The following is a 23,731-nucleotide window of genomic DNA, read 5'->3' as shown; positions in this document are numbered from 1 at the left end:
AGTGAACCGGCTGCGGTATCGGGCAGAAATTTCAGATCGGAATGAAACGCCCTCACAATTTATCGCTAAGCAATCGGGTTCTTTGGTGAGAAAATTTGCGGATAAGCGGTTTTCGTTTCGCTGACATGCATATCCTGCCCATATCCATTATTGGGAAATCTCCGGCTGGAAGAGGCTATGCACCGGCGAGACCATTCAGTTTTGTTCTGCACAAAGGTCAAATTAAAACTTGAATATTTTCATCATATATTCATAACTTGAATAAAGCAATCAAGTTTTTGAGGCGAGTGTGATTATCATGACCCATCCAGCAGACGGCACGATGTTGAGAGAGTTAAATTCGATGCAGGCGGCTTGTTTTGTCGGCCGTGAACCGCAGACGATGCTCGGCGGTGTTGCCTCCCATCTTTACACCGAGTTTAACGGTTGCGGCATTGATGCGGACAGACTGCAACAGGCGCTTGAGCGCCTTGCAAAACTGCATCCGATGATGGCACTTCGCGTAACAGATGACGGGCAGCAGACAATCGCTGACACGCCACAATTTCCGGTGCTTGAAATTGATGATCTGCGCGGCCAACCCTTATCCGAAAAGCAAGACTTTTTGGAGAAAAAGCGGCAGATCTGGACACATCAGAAGCTCGATTTGCGTTCGGGGCAGGTGGTACGATTCTCTCTGACTTTGCTGGATGACGGGCAGTTTCGCTTTCATGCTGATACGGATATGATTGCCATTGATCCGTCTTCTTTCCGTCTGTTGATGCATGATCTGGCGGCGCTTTATCAGGCACCGGAAACTGTCTGTCAGCCGGCCGCAACATATTTTGACTGGCTTGACCGGTATCGTTCGGATAGCGCGCAGAAAAAGACGCGTGAGCGTGATAAAAACTGGTGGCGTGCCAGACTTGCGACCATTCCGCCTGCACCGACTTTGCCCTTACGTACTGATATGGACCAGCCGCAGAGTCACAGGCTTTCACGGCAAATCGATGCTGTACAATGGCAGTCCTTGCAAAAACTGGCGCGCCGCTACCGGGTAACCGCAGCAGCCATGATGCTCGGCCTGTTCGCCACGACCTTGGGGCGTAAGATCGGCGACCGACAATTCCGTCTCAATGTGCCGATGTTCTGGCGCTTGCCGCTGGTGGAGGATGTCGGCAATATTGCCGGTGAATTTACCAATATTCTCATTGCAGAGATTGATCTGGATGCGGCGCCCACACTTGCGGATTTATGCCGACAGCTGCAGTCCCGGCTGATCAGCCAGATGGAACACTCCGCCTATTCCGGTGTCAATGTGATGCGCGATCTTTCCCGACATCACGGCAGGCCGCAACTGGCGCCGGTGGTGTTTACCGCAGCCCTTGATCTGGAAGGTGGAGCACTGTTTTCCGATACCGTGCGGCAGGTCTTCGGGGTGATGGATTGGGCAGTTTCGCAAGGATCACAAGTGGCGCTGGATGTGCAGATGGCCGCTTATGAGGACGGCCTTCTGGTTAATTGGGATATCCGGCTGGACGCTTTGCCTGCGCAATGGGTAAGCGATTTGTTTGATGATTTTATTGCCTGTCTCGACAAGGCGGCTGATGTGCCTGATTATCTGGAAGCGGTGCAGATTGTGGCCCCGAAAAAGAAGCATCAGCCTTTGACTGCATTGCAGCGTGCTTATCTGGCGGGACGCGGTGAAAGTGTACCGCTTGGCGGCGTGGCAATGCAGGAATTTCGTGAATATCGCGGTATCTTTGATCCGGCAGTTCTGAAATGCCGCCTGCAAGAGATGGTAGAGCGCCATGCCTGCCTGCGCACGTGGATTGAGCCACAAGTATTCATGCAATCTATACGGGCTGATGCGCAGGCCAACTGGGAGGAGATTGATTATCGTGGTCTGAGCCGTGCGGAAGCGATCTGCCGGATTGAGCAGCAACGGGAAGCTTATGCCCACGAGATTATGGGGGCGGAGCGTGCGCCATGGCAGATCACGCTGTTCCGCCTGCCGAAACTTGAGGGCGCGGCTGAAGATTACATTCTCTTTGCGCGGTTTGATGCCATGATCGCTGATGGCCGGTCAATTGCGCAACTGATGCGTGAATTATTTGAAGGCGGAAGCGGGACTGATCAGGATGACGAAACGGCGGCCGCGCATTATGATGATGTGCAGCTCAATGCTGATGCCGCTTACTGGAAAGACAAATTGCAAGCGGTTGAAGCGCCGCTGCGCCTGCCTTGGAGAAAGCCGCTCGACCAGGTCATGCAGTCGCACTACAGGCGGGAAAGCATGGTCATTCCGGCTGCAATTTTCAGTGCCTTGAATCGTGTCGGTGCACGTAAAGGCCTGTTTAAAAACTCGGTGCTGACAGCGCTTGTGCTTGAAGTTTTGTCTTGCCGCACAGAGGAAAACAGTCTTTGTGTCGGCATTCCTGTTGCGCCAAAAATAACCGCCACGCTTGCCAATCATTCCAGTTTTATTGCTGTGAACTGGCAGAAACAGGAGGGTGATTTTGCCACCCGTGCAGCAGTTTTGCAGCAGGATGTGCTGGAAGGGCTCGGCCATCCGGCATTTTCGGGTGTAGATATCGCACGGTTATTGTTTGAAAATACCGGAAGCCTGCCGGTTTTGCCGGTCGTGATTACCAATGGTTTATCCTGGCCGGTTCTGTCGCAAGATAGTTCGGTATATTTGTATAGCGGACAGACGCAGACACCGCAGGTGGCGATGGATATTCGCTTCTCAGCCAATGCTGCCGGTGATCTGGTATTTGATATTGATTATGCGCGTGAAGCTCTGGATCAGGCAATGGTGCAGGATATTTTGCAGGCGCTGAGCAAAGCTGCACATAAGATTGCCGCCAGCGGCGAGTTTGCAGTGAGCATTCGTGGGATAACTGATCTCAGCCATTATTGTTTCAACAATATGCCGGTGATAGCGCAGGATGCACCTTTTCTGCGTCGTATTGCTGATCATATTTTTAATGCCGATAACAACGAGATTGCGCTGATTTGCGGACAACAGCGTATCAGCTATGCAGAGATTGGCGGCATTGTGCGCCGCATCACGGGCGGTCTGCAGGCGCGGGGGCTGGCGCAGGGCAGTGTGGTTGCTATTTGCCTGCCGCGCAGTCCCGAACACACGGCCATGGTTCTTGCCTGTGCATTATCGGGTATAATCTGGGTACCGGTTGATGCCGCATCACCGCAGGAGCGGTTGGATTATCTTCTCGAAAATTGCTGTCCTGATCTGGTGGTTAGTACAGAAGATGTGGCCACCGCGCATCCTGTGGTCACGTTTGAGGTTTTGATGACGGCAGAGCCTGTGGCAAGTTGTTCTCTTAGCCCTGCCACACTTTCGCTCAGTGAAAATCCTGCCTATTATCTTTATACATCTGGCACCACGGGCAAGCCGAAATGCGTGGTACTGACCAACCGCTCCACCAATAATGTGATCACCTGTACGCTGGAAAACTGGCAGGCGACAGAGCGCGATGTGTTTATTTCTGTTACGCCGCTGCATCATGATATGTCGGTCTTTGATGTTCTGGGCGCATTGACGGCCGGTGCCACACTGGTGCTGCCGGAGGCCGGTGAGGACAAGAACGCCATCCGTTGGAACCAGCTGGTTGCCGAACATCGGGTAACAATATGGTGTTCCGTGCCGGCAATTTTGGAAATGCTGCTGGCCTGCAGGCGCGGGGATGAATTGACAAGCCTGAGGCTGATTGCACAGGGCGGGGATTATATCAAGCCGGTGATTATTGCCGGGTTACGTGAATTGCTGCCGCAAACGCGGCTGGTATCGCTTGGCGGGCCGACGGAAACGACGATCTGGAGCATCTGGCATGAGATCAGAGCAGAGGATGTGCACATTATTCCTTATGGTATCCCGCTGCCTGAAAACAGTTATTTCGTACTGGATGAACAGGGCGAACATTGCCCTGCCGGTGTTGCTGGGCGGATCCACACGGCCGGTGTGAATGTGGCGTTGGGCTATCTGGAAAGCGGCGAAATTATCCAGACGGATTTTGTGACGGTGCGCGATGAAAAGGGCAAAGAGTTGCGGGCCTTTAAAACCGGAGACCGCGGGCGCTACCGCCATGACGGCGTGATTGTTTTTGACAGCCGCGTCAATGGCTATGTGAAGATACGCGGTGTGCGCGTGTCGCTGCCGGATGTGGAGAATGAGCTGATCACACATCCGCAGCTTCGGCAGATTATAGTGGTTGATATAGGTGATCAAAAACAGGGCGAGGCGACGCTGGGCGCAGTTTATGTGGTGGAGAGCGGAGCGCAATTATCGTCAGCCGCCTTGCGGGATTTTGCCCGTGAACGCCTGCCGCAATCTCATGTGCCATCCAATTTTATGCAACTTGATGAATTGCCGTTTTCGCGTAATGGCAAGCCGGATCGTGTTGCTGCCCGTAAAATTCTCGAAGCGGTGCAACCAGCAGAGAAGACAAAACCGGCCGTGCCGGAAATATCGCCAGCACAGCGCAAGGTACTGGAGATTTATCTGGATGTACTGAAACCGGAAGCGGCGCAACCCGTCTGTGCGACTGCAGATTTTATCGGGCTGGGATTGCGCCCGCAGCATCTGAAACTAATTGCGGCACGGCTGAGTGAAAGTTTCTCTGTGTCTCTGTCGCCGGCACAATTGATGCGCTGCCGCAATGTGCAGGATGTGTCGGCGTTGCTGAAGGCCTGATAATTATTAAAACAGCGCCGCATAAAAATGCGGCGCTGTTTTTGGACTCTGAAATTATGGTCTTATCAAAGGCCGAATTGCTGGAATGATGAATTTACCGGCACCGGATAATGAATTTGTCCTAAAAGCTGGTTGATAATGGTGGCATTACGATAGGCACCAAGGCCGAGATCTGGTGCACCCACACCGTGGTGAAATGTTTCGGCATTCTGGATGAAGATTTTTCCTGTGCCGTCATCGCAGCGTGCGGCGCAGAAATTTTCATCCACAAGCATGTCACCGTCTTCATCCGTTGCCAGCACTGTATCTTTCAAACGGGTAAACCATTCCGGCCAGACATGATGATAGCCGGTGCCAAGAATGACAGCATCGGCTTCATAAATGCCGGTAGCACCACTTTCCGGATTATTGACGGACAGACGGAACACGCCGTTTTGCGGGCTGTAGTCAGCATTATTGACATTGCAATTGGCGATCAGTGTCAGGCCGGTTGTCGCACCGCCGACAGAGCGTTCATAAAGTAGATCAAAGATTTCCGCGATGGTTGATATGCTGATGCCTTTATAAAGTAGGCCCTGTTTTCGGGTAATGTCGCGACGTTTTTCGCGCGGCACTGTGTGGAAATATTGCATATAATCCGGCGAAAAATATTCCAGCCCGAGTTTGGAATATTCCATCGGGAAAAAACCAGCAGAGCGCGAGATCCACTGAATGGAAGCGCCATTGCTGACCATATCCGGTGTCAAAGCGCTATAGAGCGCCAGCACACATTCTGCCGCACTCTGGCCGGAACCGACGACAGTGACGGTTTTGCATTTTTGCAATTGTTCGCGGTAATGGTTGAATTGCGAGCTGTGCAGTATCAGGCCGGAATTTTGCTGCGCCCATGCCGGATAATAAGGCACTGTGCCGATGCCGAGCGCAAGATTATGCGCGAGATAGGAACGGCTGCTGCCATCCGTCAGCACGGTTTCGGTTCTGAAAAGGTTTTGTCTGTCGTCGTAAGACACATTCTCTACCGTCTCGCCAAAACGGCAGGAGGCAAGCTGCTGTGATGCCCAGCGGCAATAATCATCATATTCCAGACGAGGAATTAAAAAACGCTCATAGAAATAGAAATTATAGAGCCGGTGATGCCGGCGCAGATAATTGAGATAGCTGAGCGGATGGGTGGGGTCGGTCATTGTGACGAGATCTGCCAGAAAAGGCACCTGCAATGTAGTGCCTTCCATGAGCAGGCCGTCATGCCAGCGAAATTCCGGTTTACGCTCAAGAAAGACGCTGCTGAGACTGTCATGGGAAGATAACAGCGCCGCCAGACCGAGATTAAACGGCCCGAGGCCGATGCCGATGAGATTACAGGCTGTCATTTTTTATAGTCCACATTTCTCGGTAAAGTGCTTGCGGTGGCAGAACATCAGCTTGGCGCGTTTGTCGGGCAGGTCGATTTCGCCTTGTTCTTCAAAGGCGCAATCCGCTGCATAGCGCAGCAAACTGCGCGCCTTCACGCTGGGCTCACCGACAATTTTTTCCGTTGCGGGATTGTCCAGAAACAGAAAACGAGTGAAACCTGTAATCACAGCGCGGGCGGTATTGCGACCGAAATAGGCCTTTTCGCCCACCAGCATATGCCAGCCGCGATCATTCTCCAGCGCATCATAATAGCGTCCGAGAATATCGTCTTTCGCCCAGTAGGCTTCCCAATAGCTCATTGCTATGCCGTCGATGAAACCAATATACGGGTCCTGATGCGGATCGGCGAAGTTCTTGTCGATATAGGCGGCAATCTCCTCAATCGGCACATTCATTTTCCACTGGGTGACGACGTGGGGCATGTTCATCCAGCGCCAGAGCAGTTCTATGTCTTTGTTCTTATCCAATAAGCGAAAACTGACGGTTTTCCAGATCAGGGGATCAAAGCGGGAATATGCATATTCCGTGGTGTCGGGTTGAAAAATATCCATGGATATCTTCTCCATGCAGAATGTTTTGTGGGTCAGAGCATTCAGGCGGAAGCCTGCTGTGAGTGCGCAAAGTCTGGGGATTGTTGCAGTTCTTCAGCCAATGCCACTATGCGGTTGAGGATGCGGTTGACGATATGCGCATCGGAAAACGGGTTCAGCATTGTGAGCTTGAAGCAGACACGCCCCTGATACACCGTGGTAGCAATGGCGGCTGTCCCTTCATTGAAAAGCTGCTCGCGTATTTTGAGGGCAATGCGGTTGCCACATTGGCTGCTGTCACGCGGCACATAGCGGAACATAACAGTGGAGAGCGGCGGGTTTTGTATCAGTTCCAGCTGGTCGCGTGCTCTGATGGCCATTGCCGCAGCCTTGGCATTTTCCAGCGTCTTGCATACCATTTCGCTGATCCCGTCACGCCCCACGGAGCGCATTGTGATGGCCACTTTCAGCGCATCGCCGCGCCTTGTGGTTTGCAGGGAGCGCTCCACAAGATTGGGCGCATGGGCAAAGACTTCCTCTTCCGGATTAAGATAATCAGCCTTTGATGCGAGTGGCGAAAAGAATGTCTTATCCTTTACTAGCAACACACCGCAACTGATTGGCTGAAATAGCATTTTATGGAAATCAATTGTCACAGAATGCGCGCGTTCGATGCCTTTAAGCTGGTCGCGGTGCGGGGTGAAAAGCAGTCCGCCGCCATAGGCTGCATCAACATGAAGCCAGAGATTATGCAATTTCGCTATATCGGCAATCTCGGACAGAGGATCAATCGCACCCAGATCGGTGGTGCCTGCGGTAGCGACAACTGCAAGCGGTACTTTATGATCCTGCCTGCTTTTGATAATGGCCGGATGCAGTTGCGCGGCAGACATGCGACCGTTTTCGTCTGTTGGCACCGGAATAACCGCATCGGCGGCAAGGCCGAGAATACGTGCACTTTTGAGGATGCTGAAATGAGCATTTTCAGAGGTAAAGATGACGAAATTTTTGCGTTCAATTTCCGGCATCTGTTCAATGGCAAGATAAAGCGCCGTCATATTGGACTGGCTGCCGCCGCTGTTGAAGCAGCCGCTGGCCTGATCTGATGCGCCGGCCAGCTCAAGCAGCCATTGGATAACACGTTCCTCAAGCAAAGTTGCAAAAGGTGACTGATCCCATGAATCCAGCGACTGATTGGTGGCGCTGATCAGGGTTTCAGCAGCAAGGGCAGGAATTGCCACAGGGCAATGCAGATGCGCCACAGCTGCCGCTGAGCTCACTTTCAGCGCATGTTCCACTGACGGTTTGCCAAGTTCTCTGAGCGCCTTCATCACACCGGTGCCGTTTTGCGGCAGCATTTCAATATCCTGCAAAAGCTTGCGAATATCGGCAATAGTCGCGCCGGAATAGGTTTTGGCGTCATTATTGCAGGTTTGCAGCAGATCAATCGCATAATGCATGATGCTTTTGTAAAAGACGCTCGATTTAATGTCGGAAGAAAATACGTAATCGAGGTAATTGCCGTCACAGCGGTGGGTGCTGCAGCGACCGCTATCGGCGGGTTTTGTATCAAGCATCATGCAACCTGTCGTTCCAGTGAGGCGAAAATATCGGAGAAGATGGTGGCTACGCGTGTCGCTTCTTCCCGTGTCATTATGAGCGGTGGCAAGAGGCGCAGCACGCTGCCGTAGCGTCCGCCGGTTTCAACAATCAATCCGCGATAAAAAGCTTCACGTTGCACGAGCGAGGCGAGTTCGGGGCCGTGCGGATGATGGCCGAGCTGGTCGGCAGCACCTTGCGGATCAACAATTTCCAGCCCCAGCATCAGGCCGCGCCCTCGCACATCACCGATATAGGGCGTTTGGGTTGCAATATGCTGCAATGCGGCTTTGAGTTCAGCGCCGATAATGGCTGCATGGCTGGCGAGGTGGTCGCGCTCGATGGTTTCCAGTGTTTTGGAACCGGCTGCCATAGCCAGCTGATTGCCGCGGAAGGTGCCGGCATGGGCTCCCGGCTGCCAGAGATCAAATTTTTCATGATAGATGATCACCGCAAGAGGCAGGCCACCACCAATGGCTTTCGACAGAGCGATGATATCGGGAACAATTCCCGATTTTTCAAAAGCATAGAAAGTTCCGGTTCTGCCCGCGCCGGTCTGTACCTCGTCAATGATTAGCAAAATGCCGAGTTCCGTAGTGAGGCGGCGCACGGCCTGCAACCATTCTGCGGGAGCTTCAATTACACCGCCTTCGCCTTGTATGACCTCCAGAATAATGGCAGCGGGGCGGTTGATGCCGCCTTCCGGATCAAGCAGTGCGCGTTCCAGATATTCAATGGCAAGCCCAGTGGTTTCCGCACCGCCACGCCCGAACGGACAGCGGTAGGAATAGGGATAGGGGAAGAAATGCGAACCGGGGAGCAAGGCACCGATAGCGGCTTTGGGCGACAGCGAGCCCATTAGCGACAGCGAGCCTTGCGACATCCCGTGATAGGCCCCGCGGAAACTGATAATATCACTGCGGCCGGTAACGGTTTTTGCCAGTTTGATCGCGGCCTCAATGGCATCGGAACCGCTGGGAGAGCAGAACTGGATTTTTGCCTCACCGTTTAAGCCGGCCGGCAGCGTATCCATAAGATCGGTGATGAAATTGTCTTTGACTGATGTTGCCAGATCAAGTGTGTGCAGCGGCAGGCCGGAATTCAGCACATTGCGCAATGTATCCAACACTTCAGGATGATTATGCCCGATAGCGAGCGTGCCTGCACCGGCCAGACAATCAATATAGGTTTTGCCGTTGCTATCGGTCAGGGTACAGCCGCTGGCGGACTGAACCGCAATCGGGAAACGGCGCGGATAGCTGCGGGCATTCGATTCCCGCCGCGCCTGCCTTTGCAGATAGTAGCTGTTATCTCGAGTAGAAATTGCATCCATTGGGCATACTCCGGTCAATAACATGCTCTTGGGAAAGCATGATTTTCAGGGGACAAAGAAGTGTTTTCGCTTTAATCCGCAGGCCTTGCGCCAGAGGCACAAGGCATCGTTTCCTAGTGTAAACGCGAATAGAGATTGCGGGTTCTCACCCAGCAGAATCGCATCAGCAGAGCAGTGAAAGCCTTACTGAAAACGAAGATTTAAATCATGAGTCAATTTATCAAGTTAAATAAAATCGTCAACAGTTGAATTTTAGTGAAAAGAGATTTCACTTAGTTCGCGTGGCAGAGTGGTGGTTAATTATGAGAAGCATCTGCGCCGATTATTGTCTTGTGATGCTCCGCACCGGCCGCGAATCAAGTTGGCAAAAATGCTGAATAGTCGTCTTTGTGCGGCAGAAAATAGCTGCTAACGGGCGTAAATTTTATATTTTTCGACTTATCGATGCCCGGTTCTCTTTGGTTTCGTATAGAACTTTAGCCTAATAATGAGGAAAGCCTGTTTAAAAAAACAATAAAATATGGCCAAAAGCAGGCAATTTTGCGAAATCATGATTAAGAAACTCAACTATATTATAGCAAATTCAGTGGTGCTATTTTAATAATTGCTTGTGAATTTTTCGCTGCATTGTCTAAATCTTGTATTTTATATTCATGTTATAGGGCAACTTATCTTAAATAACTGTAATTATTATATTTTTTAATATGAATTTGCCCAGATTCCGTATTGTTGACTAAATATGTAAATTATTTTAGGGGTATGATAATAATTGTTGCCGAGGTCAAGTTTATGGTTTTTCCTGTGAATATCCGGTCAGTCTCATCTGTGAGGGTTGCCACATTCTCCCAACTTATGTTGTCCAGTGCGCTTGCCGGTTTGGTGGTGCTGAGCCCCGATACGATGCCCGCATTTGCCCAAACGGCTCAGGGCACAAAGAGTTTTGATATTCCGGCGCAGTCTTTGTCCTCAGCACTGGATGTTTTTGCCGGTCAGTCAGGTTTGTCTGTTACGCTTGCGCCGGATGTGGCGCGTAGTCTCCGGTCAAGACCTGTCAAGGGAAATTTCTCTTCCGCGCAGGCTTTACAGACAATGCTGGCGGGCACCGATATTCCGGTACGCGTTACGCCAAACGGTCAGGCTGTAATCGGTCATGTTAATGCGGGTGGCGGTATTGCTGCTGATGGCTCGGTGGTGCTTGCCCCAATTCTGATTGATACAGGCGGTAGTAAAGGTGATGTTCCGTCGGCTTATGCGGGTGGGCAGGTTGCCACGGGCAGCCGCGTTGGTTTGCTGGGCAATAAGGATGTGATGTCCACGCCGTTCAGCACGGTTTCCTATACGAAAGATTATATGGAAAACCGGCAGGCCAAGGATATTGGCTCGGTGATCGGCGCGACTGATCCTTCGATCTATGTTTCCAATACATCCAATATTTATGAAACATTCTATATTCGCGGATTTGCGGGTGCGGCGGATGATGTGAGCTATAATGGCTTGATCGGTATGGCGCCGAATATGCGCGGTTCAACAGAATTTGCCGAGCGTATTGAAGTGCTCAAAGGCCCGTCTGCTTTTCTGAATGGCATGCCTCCGGGCGGCAGTGTCGGCGGCAGTGTAAATATTGTGCCGAAACGTGCGCAGGATGATCCTATTACGCGTCTTACAACCACTTATGCTTCCGACAGCCAATGGGGCGTGCATGCTGATTTTGGCAGACGCTTTGGCGCGAATAATGAATGGGGTATCCGTTTTAATGGTGTGCTGCGTGACGGCAATACTGCCATTGAAAATGAAAAACACAGCATGAAAGTCGGCTCTGTGGCGCTGGACTGGCGCGGTGAGCGGGCGCGCTTCTCGGTTGATTATTACAAGCAGCGCGAAGATATGGATGGCGTGAATTATTTCGGTTTGTCCATTGCCCCAGGTGTTAAGAGATTGCCTCGGCCGCTCAATGGCAAGCACTCGTTGGCAGCCCCGTGGTCATTCAATAAAAATGACACGGATACCGTGGTGCTGAAGGGCGAATATGATATTACCGATGCCATTACCGCATATGCTTCATGGGGGCGGCGCAGCGGTGGTTACGATTCCCTGATCACCCGTAATGTTCTTATGGATGATATTGGAACTATGGCTATTTCAGGCAATCGTCAGGTGTCTGATGGTACGCAATATTCCGGTGAAATCGGCTTGCGTGGTGAGCTTGCGACCGGCAGTATCGACCATGAATGGAACCTGTCAGCAACACGCTTTACATCAAAAAACACTTTCACCACATTGCCGCTGCCTAATTTGGCGCTGACCAATTATTATAATATTGATTTTGGTCCCGCTCCTGATGTTAGCGCTTTTGCAAATATGGGTCCATATGCCGGGATTGAACAAAAGCTCACCGGTGTCGCATTTTCCGATACAATGAGCCTGTTTGATGAGCGGTTGCAGGTGACTGCAGGTGCGCGATATCAGAGGGTTGAAAACCAGCAATATCTGTTACCAAGCCATATGATGGCCGTGGACTATGATGAAAGCCGTGTGACGCCTGCTGTTGGTGTGCTGTATAAGGCAACAGATAATATATCTGTTTATGCCAATTATATTCAGGGATTGAGCCAAGGGGAGGCTGCACCTGAGGGGACAGACAATTTTGGCACTGTGCTTAAACCATATAAAACCGAGCAATATGAAGCCGGTGTGAAATGGGATATTGGCACGGTAACCACCACGCTCAGCATGTTCCAGATCAGCAAGCCGAATGCGTATGTTGATCCGATAACAAATCTGTTCGGCGCCAATGGTGAACAGCGCAACCGTGGTGTGGAGCTCTCCGTCTATGGTGAGCTGGCTTCCGGCCTGCGTATGCTCGGTGGTATTTCCTATATTGATGCCAAGCTGAGAGATACTGCCAATAGTGCTGAAAGGGGCAATAAGGCTCCAGGTACGCCGTCTTTCATGGCCAAGATGGGGCTTGAATATGATGTGGCGTATATGCAGGGGCTGACTGTTACCGGTAACATCAATCATGTCGGCAAGCGTTATGTGAATAATACCAATACGCTTTCGGTGCCTTCCTACACCACGCTCGATCTCGGCTTGCGCTATCTGACCAAAGTGGCTGACAAGCCGCTGACATTGCGCGCAAGTGTGCTCAATGTGACCAATGAATCCTATTGGGGATGGAGCAGCCTGAGCGGCGGTCTGGGTAAGCCGAGAACATTCCTGCTGTCTGCATCGGTTGATTTCTGACCCTGATAACAGCCGGAAATTTACCGGACCGGCGGGGCATTGCACAAGACCTCCGTGCAATGCGTCGCTTGTTGCGGCTGTTGTTTGATATGTGAGCTATCAAATATAACAGTCTGAAATTTATATAAAAATTTCTCCGTTGGCGATAATGCCGGAGGCTAACTTGGTTCTCAGCATTCACAATATCTCTGCAGGATATGGCGGTAGACCGGTCCTGGCTGATCTTTCGGTGCAGTTTGCAGCGGGGCGTGTGACTGCGCTTGCAGGCCCTAATGGCTGTGGTAAATCCACGTTACTGAAAGCGATAATGGGTTTTGTGCCGGTTTCAAGCGGCAGGATTTTGCTGAATGACGAGCCGGTCAGTGTCATTGGCAGACGGGCGCTGGCGCGCAGTTTATCATATCTGCCGCAGGAAGCGCATTGTCCTGATTATGTGACGCTGGGTGAATTGGTCGAGATGGGTGGCTATGCGCGTCGTTCGCTGCTGGGCGGGCCATCGAATGAAGACCGCAGATTATATCGTGATGTTCTCGAGATCGTCGGCCTGTCTGCCGAGGCGTCCCGTCCTGTCAGTTCGCTGTCCGGCGGGCAGCGGCAACGCGCATGGGTAGCCATGGTGCTGGCGCAGAATACCGACATTATTCTGATGGATGAGCCGGTTAATCATCTGGATGTCAAATATCAATATGCCGTGCTGGATCTGGTGCGCAAACTCTCGCAGCAATATGGCAAGACGGTTCTGGTGGTACTCCATGACATCAATCTCACCGCAACATTTGCCGATGATGTGGTGATGCTCAAAGACGGACAGATACGGGCAGCAGGCTGTGTTGAAGATGTGATTAATGCCGCCAATATTGAGATGGTTTTTGACATTTCGGCGGATGTGTTTACCCGCAAAGGCCGTATGATCTGCCAGCCTTTCCCAATTGAAGATGACGGGCAGGTGCGATGATGCGACGGTACCTGTTTCTGCTTCTCTCCTTGGTTGCTTTGTTGCTGAGTTTTTATGCTGCACTGGCAACGGGAGATAAATATGCCGCGCCGCAGGAAATTTTAGCTGCACTGAAAGAGGCCGCACCGACAAATTATGAAGAGGCGGTTATTGTCCATCAGCGGTTGCCGCGCAGCCTGATTGCTGTCTATGTCGGAGCGTTGATGGCCTGCAGCGGGTTGGTCTTTCAGGGGTTGATCCGCAACCCGCTGGCAAGTTCCTCCACAATGGGGGTCAATGCCGGTGCCACGATGTTTGTGATTGTCGGTGCGATCTATTTCAAGCTGACACTTGAGCAGCAAGGGCTTGCTGCATTGCTGGGCGGGTTCACCGGTTTTGCAGCGTGCCTTACAGTTTCGCGTCTGGCCGGGGGCAGCGCCGCGCCGCGTGGTCTGATGCTGATTTTATCCGGCACGCTGATTGCCATGCTGTTTTCCGGTGTCAGTAATGCGGTGCTGCTCGGACATCCGACCTTGCGCATGGATTATCTGCCCTGGCTGACCGGCAATATCAATCATGCTTATAGTGAGAGATTATATAGCTATGGCTGGATCGGTATTGCAGTTTTACTGGTGCTGCTGGCATTGGCGCGTCCTTTAACGCTGATTCTGCTCGGAGAGGATAAAGCGCGTTCGGCCGGTGTGAATGCGCCTGTTGTGTCTGGTATCGGGCTGTTTTGTGCTATTATCGGTGCAAGTTCTGCGGTTGCCATTTGTGGGCCGATTGGCTTTGTCGGTCTTGTTGTGCCGCATATTGTGCGCCCCTTTACCGGCCAGCATTTCATCTATGCGCTGCCTGCCTGCGCCATGATCGGCGCGGTGATTACCCTGATTGCCGATATTGGTGCGCGCATCGCCTTTCTGCCTTATGTGGTGCATACCGGCGTGATCATGGATCTGCTGGGCGGTCTCGCCTTTATCTGGGTAATACGGCGCTATTACCTGTCCGTATCGGCTCCGAGGCTCTCATGATCCTGGATGTGGCAATAGACGGACGCACAATCATTCGCCTGCACAATGGACTGGCACTGCGGCAGCGTGATCTGCTGGCTGGCGCGGCGCTGTTTCTTATCATGCTGGCGCTGATCATACTGTCGCTGAATGTCGGGGATATTCATGTTGGCCTGACAGATATTCTGCCGGTGATTTTCGGGCAGGCCGCAGATCATGATCAGAATTATGCCATTCTCACCGTGCGGCTGCCGCGTATCATTCTGGGTTTTATGGCTGGATGGAGTGCGGCACTGGCCGGCGCAGTGCTGCAATCGGTTGCGCGCAATCCGCTGGCCGAGCCGGGATTATTCGGCATCAGCGCCGGTTCCATGACCATGATCCTCATTCTGCTTGCCTTTGCGCCTGCCGCGCCCAAAGCCTATGTGGTACTGGCCGCACTCGGCGGCGGTCTGGCGGTTACCTGTGTGTTGCTGTTGTTGGTTGGCCGCGGCCATGTTGACGGGCTGGCAATCCTGCTGATGGGGATCGCGGTGGGCACGGTTCTTACCTCGGTGGATTCATTTCTGTTGCTCTACTTGCCTGCGGAGCTCTCCTATAATCTCGCAAGCTGGATGGCAGGCTCGCTGTTTCAGGCGAATTGGGAAACGATCCTGTTTTTCCTGCCATTAATCGCTTTAAGCATTATCGGTATCGTGATTTTTGGCGCAGCGCTGAATTGCTATGAGCTGGGCAATCATCTTGCCATGGCACTGGGAGAGCCGGTGCATTTCTCTCGACCGGTCATTTTGTTTTTTGCTGTTCTGCTCAGCGCTTCATCGGTTACAGCCGTAGGGCCGTTGTCTTTTCTTGGCATCCTCGCGCCGCAACTGACCGGTTTTCTCACCGGCGCTACAGGCAGGGCGCGTTTGTTTCTCGCAGCACTCATGGGCGGCAATTTGGTGATTGCTGCCGATATTCTCACACGTCTGTCATTCGGGGGCAGGGTTTCTCTGCCGCTCGGCCTGAGCTTTACCCTGATCGGCGTGCCTCTGTTTCTCGCAATTTTACGCCTCCGGTCTTTTTACCGGAAACGGCAGCAATGAAAGGAACTTCCAGTGATCAAAGTTTTGACAATGGCACTTCTTCTGGGCATGAGCAGTCTTGCAATGGCAGACAGTCACACGCTGACCGATGCCACAGGACGAGAAGTTACCCTGCCGCTTGAGCCGAAACGGATTGTGGTACTGAATGAGCCTGTGGCCACAGTGCCGCTGATTGAGCTTGGGCTGGATCCGGTTGCCAGCCTCGGACGCAATGATGACGGTTCTTACCAGTTCGGCGCGGATTTTATCGACTCCGTGCTTGGCAAAGGAAAAAGAAAACCGAAAGGCTTTGGTCTGAACGGGCAAATTGATCTTGAACGGCTGACAGCACTGAAACCTGACGTGATTGTCGGCACGGAATTTGACCTTGATAAAGCTGGTCAGCTTTCCGGTGTTGCACCGGTTTATCTGCAGAAATTTGCCAGCGGTGACCTGAGCAATTTTGCTATTGAGAGAGAGCTGGCGCGCATAACCGGCCGCGAAAATATTTTTGAAACTCTGTTGGCGGATTATCAGAAACGGGTAGGCGAAACAAAAGCGCTGGCTGCCGATTCTTATGCAGGCAAGACCTATCTGCTCATTCTGGTGGCCGATCAGCTGAGCGTCATCGGCAGCGGTTCCGGTGCCACACAGGCGCTGGAAGATGCCGGTTTCAAGAAATTCACTGTCGATGAAAGTGCGGCGGTCAATGGCCAGCCGACTTTGATGATGAAGCTCAGCCCTGAGCGTTTCGGTAAGCTCAATCCCGATTTGCTGGTGATTATCAGCAGCTGGGCGCAGACCGAACATGATGAGGTAACGATCAAAAAAGCCGTTGGAAAAGTGGTGCCGGGCTGGGAGCAATTTGTACAGCCGGCCAAAGAAGGGCGCGTTCTCTACTTGGATTCTTCCAAAGTTTTCACGCCGAGCTTTGCCAGTGCCAAACACACGCTGGATGCGCTCGATGCATGGCACAAAGCGAAATAAACGCTGCTGATCAGCACCTGTTTCAAGCATCTTATGCAAATGTCAAAGTTGGAAAACCGATATGAGTGATCCTCAAAAGACACAGGCTGCGCCGGGTATATGGCAGATCATGAATCCTGTGCGCGGTAAAATCTATTATGCCATGTTTTTATCTGCACTGGCATCGCTGGCCACAGTGCTTGCCCTGATTGCGCTGGCATGGGAGGTGCATTTGCTGCTGGGCAGTCGGCAGGCTTTTCCGTGGCAGCCGCTTGCCGCTGCTGCCGTTTTTACCGCTTTAGCCTATGTGTTGCGATTGCTGGCTTTCAATCAATCGCATTATGCAGCTTTCCGGCTGGAAACCGTGCTGCGTAAAGACTTGTCCGATCATCTTGCACAGGTGCCGCTCGGTTATGTGCAGCAAAATGGTGCAGCCGGACTTGCCAAGGTGATGATGGATGATGTGAAAAACCTGCATGCTTTTGTTGCCGACAGCACACCGCTTTATGCCCGCGCCTATGTATCGCCGGTGCTGACATTTATCGCGCTGTTTATTCTCGACTGGCGGTTGGCGCTTGCGGCCACGGCTGTGCTGGTTGTGGGGCTGGGGATCATTGCCCGCACCATGCGTAAGAGTGGCGAGGTCATGCATGAATTTAACCTTGCCCGCGAGCAGGTCAGTGTCTCGGTGGTTGAATATGTGCAGGCGATGCCGGTGGTACGTACTTTCGACAGCGGCACGGTGACTTTCGGGCGCTATCAGCGTGCTTTGCAGGTCTATCTGGATATTGTGCTGAACTGGTATCGCATGGCCGGTTTTCCTGCCCGTTTTTCGCAGGTTATTCTCAATCCCATGCCAACAGTGGCGGTGATGGTCTGGCTTGGTGGCTGGCTGGTAACGCGTGATGCACTGGCTGTTTCCACTTGGGTGGCTGTGCTGTTGATCTGCACCGGCATGGCGGAATCTCTGCTACCGCTGATGTCGTTGAAACATCTCATTGCCCGCACAGAAATTAGTGTTCACCGTATTAATGAGGTGATGAGCCAGCCGGCTCTGCCGGAAGCAGATGCTGATGCGGCGCAAATGCCCGTTGATGCCAGCGTGCGCTTTGAGCAAGTCGGTTTTCGCTATACAGCTGATGGAGCAATGGTCCTTCAGGATATCAGTTTCACGGCTGCGCCGGGCACAATCACTGCACTTGTCGGACCGTCTGGTGCGGGTAAAACTACAGTCGCGCGGCTGATACCGCGTTTCTGGGATGTAAGTGAAGGAACAATTTTTGTTGGCGGTGCGGATATCCGTAAGATCAGAACCGATGTGCTGATGCAGCAGGTTGCTTTTGTATTTCAGGATACTTTTCTGTTTGCCGATACGATTGCGGCCAATATTCGTTTAGGCCTGCCTGATGCCACGGATGAGGATGTGATCGCTGCGGCAAAAGCCGCACAGGCACACGAATTTATCATGGAACTGCCTTCCGGTTATAACACACTGACGGGGGAGCGTGGTGTGTTTCTCTCCGGCGGACAACGCCAGCGGATTACGATTGCCCGTGCGATTTTGCAAAACCGTCCGATCCTTGTCCTGGATGAGGCAACGGCTTTTGCTGATCCGGAAAATGAGGCGGCATTGCTGGCAGCGCTGTCGCATCTGATGCGGGGCAAGACGGTGCTGATGATTGCGCACCGGCTTTCAACCATCCGCGATGCTGATCAGATACTCGTCTTTGATCATGGGCGTTTGAGTGAAAAAGGCCGTCATGATCAGCTGGTTGCCAATGGCGCTGTCTATGCCCGTTTGTGGGGGCATTATGAAAAAGCACAGGGCTGGGCTCTGATGGGAGACCGCAAATGAGCATGACCACACCCCAAATTACGCCGCTTAAGGATACATGGCGGCAATTAATGCTGACAGCCCGCCATCGTGCACCGCGCCTGCGTGCCAGTATGATCGGTCTCGGTCTTGCGGCCGTTCTGCAAGGTCTGGCGCTGGTGTGTATCATTCCGGTGTTTCGTGCGATTATGCGTGATGGTCAGTGGGCGACAGCGCTTCCATGGGCAGCGCTGATGACTGCTTTTATGGTTGCCAGCACTGTTGTGCGCTGGATGGCACAGAATTTCGACTATGCCGGTGATATGGTGCTCAACACCCATGAATTGCGCACAGAACTCGGGCAGCAATTGCGTCGTATTCCGCTGGAAGAGTTGCAGGATAAACATTCCGGTGAAATCAATGCCACGCTGCTTGGTAATGTGGATGAAAACCTGACCTATGTGCTGACCATTGCCAATCTGATCGCCAATGCAGTGATTACGCCTTTGACAGTGGCTGTGGTGACACTATTTATTGATTGGCGCATCGGACTGCTCTTGCTGCTGATCTTTCCTGTATTGCTGCCATTTTATCGCTGGAGACGGCCTGCTTTCGGGCGCGGTATGCGCGCGCTTGCCGAAGCTAATGCACAAGCCAGTGCTGAAATGCTGGAATATACGCAAGGGCTGGCTGTGCTGCGTGCCGCCGGTTGTGCTGGTAAAAAATCCGTGCGTCTGCAACACAGTATCGACCATCTGGAAAAAATACAGGCGATTGGCCAGCGCAAAGGCGCAAAACCCAATCTGATGATTGCATCGGTTATGGAGCTGGGGCTCTTACTGGTGGTGCTGATCGGCGCCGTTCTGGTCTTTCAGGGTTCACTCGAAGTCGCAGTTTTGGCTGCTGTGGTGGTGATCATTGTGCGCTTCAGTGAGCCCTTGAGCAGTGTTATTCTGATGACGCTGATTATTGATCTCATGGAAGCTGCATTGCAGAAAATCCAGATTCTACTGGATATTCAACCGCTCCCGCAGCAAGCGCCGGAGGAAAAGCCAGAAGCCTTTGATGTGAGCTTTGATAATGTGAGTTTCCATTATGCCAGAGCGCCGGAAAAGGCGGCGCTCAAAACCATGAGTGCCACTCTGACGGAACGCAGCCTGACGGCACTGGTCGGACCTTCGGGCTCCGGCAAAACTACAATAACGCGGCTGATCCTGCGCCATGCCGATCCGCAGCAAGGCGTGGTGCGGATCGGGGGTAAGGATATTCGCTCCATTGCGCCGGATGTGCTCAATAGTCTGGTTTCTGTGGTATTTCAGGATGTGTATCTGTTCGACGACACGGTGATGAACAATATCCGTATGGCCAGGCCCTCCGCCACGGATGAAGAGGTAGAATCCGCCGCACGGGCGGCGCATTGCCATGACTTTATCAGCCGATTGCCGGAAGGCTATCAGACCCGCATCGGTGATCTCGGCGGACGTTTATCCGGCGGCGAGCGTCAGCGTATCAGTATTGCTCGCGCTATGCTCAAAGATGCACCGATTGTTATTCTGGATGAGCCGACCGCTGCCCTCGATACGGAAAGTGAGGTGGCGGTACAGGCGGCAATTGATGCGCTGGTGCGCGAACGCACGGTGATTGTGATTGCGCACCGGCTTTCAACTATCGCTGCGGCAGACCATATTCTGGTGATTGAGGACGGTCAGCTTGCCGAGCAGGGCACGCAGCCGGAACTGCTGAAATCCGGTGGTCGTTTCGCCAAAATGTGGCAGATCCAGCAGCAGACGCAAAGCTGGCACGCAACCAACTGAAAGCCGGAAATACCGGGCTGATCACAACAAATGGCGGTTGAAGAACCGCCATTTGCTCTACCATTTCTGCAGGAAATATGTACTGCCGGCGAGTGCGGTCTCTGTTTTGTGCCAAGGCGGAATCCGCTAATCTAGCATTTAAGCAACGTCTATATTTTCTGGACTTGACTTGCCTAATAAAACCTGATGAAAATTGTCATATTAAATTTATGCGCCACCGTAATGTGGTGTTAATCTGTGCATATTGCGCTTTGAATTTCAGAATTTTACGCAAATGCAATGAGATGCGGAAGGCAAAATCCGTAGCATATCTTAAAGCCGGTCAGCATCCTTTAGCCGGCTTTTCATAAAGGTGATCACATGGAAAAAGACACGAGCCTGTCCCGTATTAATGACGGGATTGATCCGTTTTCAGGTGTTGCGGATTTTTCTGATGAAAAGCGGGCGGCACCGGCCGTGTCTGATTATGAGCAGCAGATCTGGTTGGTGCAGCAGCAGCAGCCCGATCGGGTGCTGAACCGGATTTCAGCATGGCGGCTGGCGGATGATGCGGATATGGCACAGCTGGAACTGGCTGTGCGCCGCGTGGTGCAGAGTGAGCCTGCCTTGAATATGCGCTTTCAGTTTAATGATGATTTTGAACTGGTTAAGACGCCTGCACATAATGCCGTACCTTGCGTGGAAAATATTCAGCTGCTTTCGGCGCAGCATGTGAGCGAGCTGCTGCTGGTGCGGCAGGCAGCACCGTGTGATCTACAGCAGCAGGCACCCTGTCAGGTGCTGCTGACCAATGCAGGTGGGCAAAAGCAGATTGCCTTTATCCTGCATCATATTCTGGATGAAAATATTGATGCCGGTATTTTACTGCAAAAGATTGCGGCAGTGAGCCGCGGCGAAAAGCCATCTCTGCCGATTCAGACATATAAAGCTGTTTTTGTGTCTGCACAGAGCGGCGATACTGTGCTGCCATTTTTGGAGCGCAGCACAAAAGCGGGTATGATCTCAACCGCCGGTCAGGTGTTTAAATCCGGTGCCAGTCAGGCATGGCAGATGTTGCTGCATCAAGATACGCTGCGTTCAGAAAAACTTGAGTTGCAGGATGCCAGTCAGATCAGTGGCTTTATTGCCGAGCAATTTGCCCGGCTGATCAGTCGTCTCGGTGCGCATGAGCGGTTGGTTCTGCGGCTTAATCATGCGGGTAGTCTGAGCAATTTTGTGTTTGGCCGTCATGATGCTGCGGGTCATCTGGCCGGTCAGGTTCGCGAGGTTTTGCAAAAGAGCGGAGCGGCAGGCAATCAACAGAAAGACGACAGGACGCTGCCTTTGATTGATCTGTCTTTGAGCGGTGAGAGTGATACAGCGTTTCAGGCGGGCTATCCAGTGGTGGAAAAGCTGCTGCTGCCATCCTGTGAGGCGACTGCCGATATTGCGCTGGATATCAGCCGTAAAGATGATCAGCAGCTTTTGCTGACATTGCGCACGGGGTCGAAACTGCTGGATATGGCTGGTGAATTGTTGCTTGATCGGTTGAGTGCTGCCCTGCAAGGCCAAACGTCGGCGGCGGCTGCAACCAGTGCTGCGCAGGCCGAGACAGCACAGGAAAGCAGTTCATATACGGATATTATCTTGTCGGAGTTTCGCCGTGCGCTTGGTGATCCGGCTATACAGGCCGGTGATGACTTTTTTGACTGCGGCGGTCATTCCATGCTGGCAACAAGGGTGATCGGTCGCTTGTTGACTGAGCATGGGCTGGAAGTGCAGTTCAACGATTTCTTTAAATATTCCACGGCTGAAAGTCTGGCATCCCGTATTGTGCCGGTCGGCCCGGCAGATGCCGAGGCACAGGATCAGGCCAGTGCCGGTAATACAGAAACACTTGTGCCTTTGTCCTTTGCACAAATGTCGATGTGGCGCGGTTATGAAGTGTTTGATTATGGTGCGGTTTTCAACCTGCCATTTGCGTTGGATTTCCTTGATGAGGTTGACGAGCAGATTTTTGCCCGTGCTTTTGAGGATATTCTGGTGCGCCATGCCGGTTTGCGCAGTCATTTCTACCGTTCCGGCGACAGTGTGTATCAGCGCGTTGTGCCTGCGGTCGATCTGGATAATTATCAGTGGTTCTGGACCAGCCGCGAGAGTATTGGTGTCGGACTTCATGATGAGATAGGTTACTTGTTTGATCTGTCACGGGAGTTGCCGTTACGACTGCGTTTCATGCGCGATGAGCAGACCGGACGGCAGATCCTGTCTTTCCTGTTCCATCATCTCGCACTGGATGAATGGTCGCTGAACCTGATGATGGATGAGCTGGGTGCAGCCTACCAGGCGCGACTTGAGGGCAGGGCACCGCATTGGGAGCAGGCTGCGCCGTCAATGGCGGCCTTTGCTCGCCGTCAATATGAACAAGGGCTGGATCATCGCCATATTGATTACTGGAAAAATATGCTGAGCACGGCTACGCATGGGCTGAAACTGCCACAAATTGCCGAAGCAACTGGTGCCGAAACAACAAGCGGTGATGTGGACTGGATGGACTGCGCCATTGATCCGGAAACCGCCGAAGGGCTGTATAGTCTGGCGCGTGCCAATAATGCTTCGTTGTTCAATGTGATCTACGCCATGATTGCGTTGAGCCTGCATAAAATCGGCAATCTCTCCGATCTTGTTATCGGCACCTCGGCAGACGGGCGTACAGATGCGCATTTCTACGACACGGTCGGTTATTTTACCACTATGGTTGCGCATCGTGTGCCGTTTGATGCGGATATGACCGTGGCTGAACTGATTGAATCCTGCCGCGATATTGTGGTCGGTTCCATGCCTTATACCGGCATTCCCATTGATATTATTGAGGAATCTTTAGGGATTGTTCCGGGGCGGGATCGTTTCTTTGAAGTCTATGTGCAAATTCATGCGCAAAACAAGCTCAACGGTGCTTTGCCGGACGGGCGGGGCGGCGCCATTCGTTATCGACAGGTCGATCCGGATAAAGATGAAGCCATGCTAGGCATGCAATTTGAAATTATGGAAGAATATGTGGGTGATAAGCGCGAGATCAGGCTGATTGTGACTTATCGCGGCGATCGTTTCAACCGTGCGCAGGTACAGAATGTTTGTGATACGTTGAGTAGGATACTGAAGACGGCGGTGCTTAGTGATATGATGAATGAGCAATTATCACAAATAATGATTTAGGAGCGTTATACTACGGCGTAGACTCATAAACTGATGCACCAGATGCGGACAGCGATGAGTTTGACAGCAGCCAGGAAATTGGCCGGGTTTTTGTCGTAACGTGTTGCAATGCCGCGATAGT

The 23,731-nt window shown here is 52.3% G+C and carries 13 protein-coding genes and 1 pseudogene; 9 read left to right on the top strand and 5 right to left on the bottom strand.

Features of this window, described 5'->3' with window-relative positions; genetic code table 11:
• Positions 1-298 precede the first annotated feature (298 nt).
• On the top strand, positions 299-4,696 hold the full coding sequence (locus ABE527_RS17155; protein ID WP_499697665.1) for an amino acid adenylation domain-containing protein: 4,398 nt from the start codon (positions 299-301) through the stop codon (positions 4,694-4,696).
• Positions 4,697-4,761: 65 nt separating this feature from the next.
• Here the strand turns inward: ABE527_RS17155 and basC are convergent, their stop codons facing one another.
• From basC to rhbA, 4 genes are read right to left on the bottom strand one after another with little or no spacing between them, the layout of a single operon-like run.
• Complete coding sequence (basC, locus tag ABE527_RS17150) at positions 4,762-6,066, bottom strand: putative histamine N-monooxygenase (protein ID WP_499697664.1); 1,305 nt, start codon at positions 6,064-6,066, stop codon at positions 4,762-4,764.
• A gap of 3 nt (positions 6,067-6,069) precedes the next feature.
• The gene (locus ABE527_RS17145; RefSeq protein WP_499695151.1) at positions 6,070-6,660 is read right to left on the bottom strand and encodes a GNAT family N-acetyltransferase; all 591 of its coding nucleotides are present in this window, start codon (positions 6,658-6,660) and stop codon (positions 6,070-6,072) included.
• A 41-nt stretch (positions 6,661-6,701) separates the two neighbouring features.
• Positions 6,702-8,219: a pyridoxal phosphate-dependent decarboxylase family protein gene (locus ABE527_RS17140; protein ID WP_499697663.1), complete on the bottom strand. Its 1,518-nt coding sequence runs from the start codon at positions 8,217-8,219 to the stop codon at positions 6,702-6,704.
• The gene (gene rhbA / locus ABE527_RS17135; RefSeq protein WP_499697662.1) at positions 8,216-9,571 is read right to left on the bottom strand and encodes a diaminobutyrate--2-oxoglutarate transaminase; all 1,356 of its coding nucleotides are present in this window, start codon (positions 9,569-9,571) and stop codon (positions 8,216-8,218) included. The genes ABE527_RS17140 and rhbA overlap by 4 nt, the downstream gene beginning before the upstream one ends.
• 789 nt (positions 9,572-10,360) lie before the next feature.
• On the opposite strand from rhbA, the gene ABE527_RS17130 reads away from it, so the two are divergent.
• The 8 genes from ABE527_RS17130 to ABE527_RS17095 all read left to right on the top strand — a co-directional run bounded on the left by ABE527_RS17130 (position 10,361) and on the right by ABE527_RS17095 (position 23,610).
• Positions 10,361-12,814 (top strand): TonB-dependent siderophore receptor, encoded by a 2,454-nt coding sequence (locus tag ABE527_RS17130; protein ID WP_499697661.1) that lies wholly within the window; start codon positions 10,361-10,363, stop codon positions 12,812-12,814.
• Positions 12,815-12,962: 148 nt separating this feature from the next.
• A complete protein-coding gene (locus ABE527_RS17125) occupies positions 12,963-13,769 on the top strand; it encodes an ABC transporter ATP-binding protein (protein WP_499695155.1) in 807 nt (268 codons plus the stop codon).
• Entirely contained in the window at positions 13,766-14,779 is a 1,014-nt protein-coding gene (locus ABE527_RS17120; RefSeq protein ID WP_499697660.1) for a FecCD family ABC transporter permease, read from the top strand. Before ABE527_RS17125 ends, ABE527_RS17120 begins: the two co-directional genes overlap by 4 nt.
• Positions 14,776-15,843: a FecCD family ABC transporter permease gene (locus ABE527_RS17115; protein WP_499697659.1), complete on the top strand. Its 1,068-nt coding sequence runs from the start codon at positions 14,776-14,778 to the stop codon at positions 15,841-15,843. Before ABE527_RS17120 ends, ABE527_RS17115 begins: the two co-directional genes overlap by 4 nt.
• A gap of 12 nt (positions 15,844-15,855) precedes the next feature.
• Complete coding sequence (locus ABE527_RS17110; protein ID WP_499697658.1) at positions 15,856-16,809, top strand: ABC transporter substrate-binding protein; 954 nt, start codon at positions 15,856-15,858, stop codon at positions 16,807-16,809.
• A gap of 61 nt (positions 16,810-16,870) precedes the next feature.
• Complete coding sequence (locus ABE527_RS17105; RefSeq protein ID WP_499697657.1) at positions 16,871-18,643, top strand: ABC transporter ATP-binding protein; 1,773 nt, start codon at positions 16,871-16,873, stop codon at positions 18,641-18,643.
• Positions 18,640-20,415 (top strand): ABC transporter ATP-binding protein, encoded by a 1,776-nt coding sequence (locus ABE527_RS17100; protein WP_499697656.1) that lies wholly within the window; start codon positions 18,640-18,642, stop codon positions 20,413-20,415. The genes ABE527_RS17105 and ABE527_RS17100 overlap by 4 nt, the downstream gene beginning before the upstream one ends.
• Before the next feature lie 360 nt (positions 20,416-20,775).
• Positions 20,776-23,610: a condensation domain-containing protein gene (locus ABE527_RS17095; RefSeq protein ID WP_499697655.1), complete on the top strand. Its 2,835-nt coding sequence runs from the start codon at positions 20,776-20,778 to the stop codon at positions 23,608-23,610.
• A 23-nt stretch (positions 23,611-23,633) separates the two neighbouring features.
• On the opposite strand, the pseudogene ABE527_RS17090 reads toward ABE527_RS17095, so the two are convergent.
• Positions 23,634-23,731: pseudogene (locus ABE527_RS17090) on the bottom strand (IS5/IS1182 family transposase); the annotation flags it as partial.

The sequence above is a fragment of the Brucella sp. TWI432 genome, from assembly GCF_039674445.1.
GTDB classification, from domain to species: domain Bacteria; phylum Pseudomonadota; class Alphaproteobacteria; order Rhizobiales; family Rhizobiaceae; genus Brucella; species Brucella chromiisoli.
Note: the sequence above shows the minus strand (reverse complement) of the source record. Positions and strands in the feature narration are given on the sequence as shown.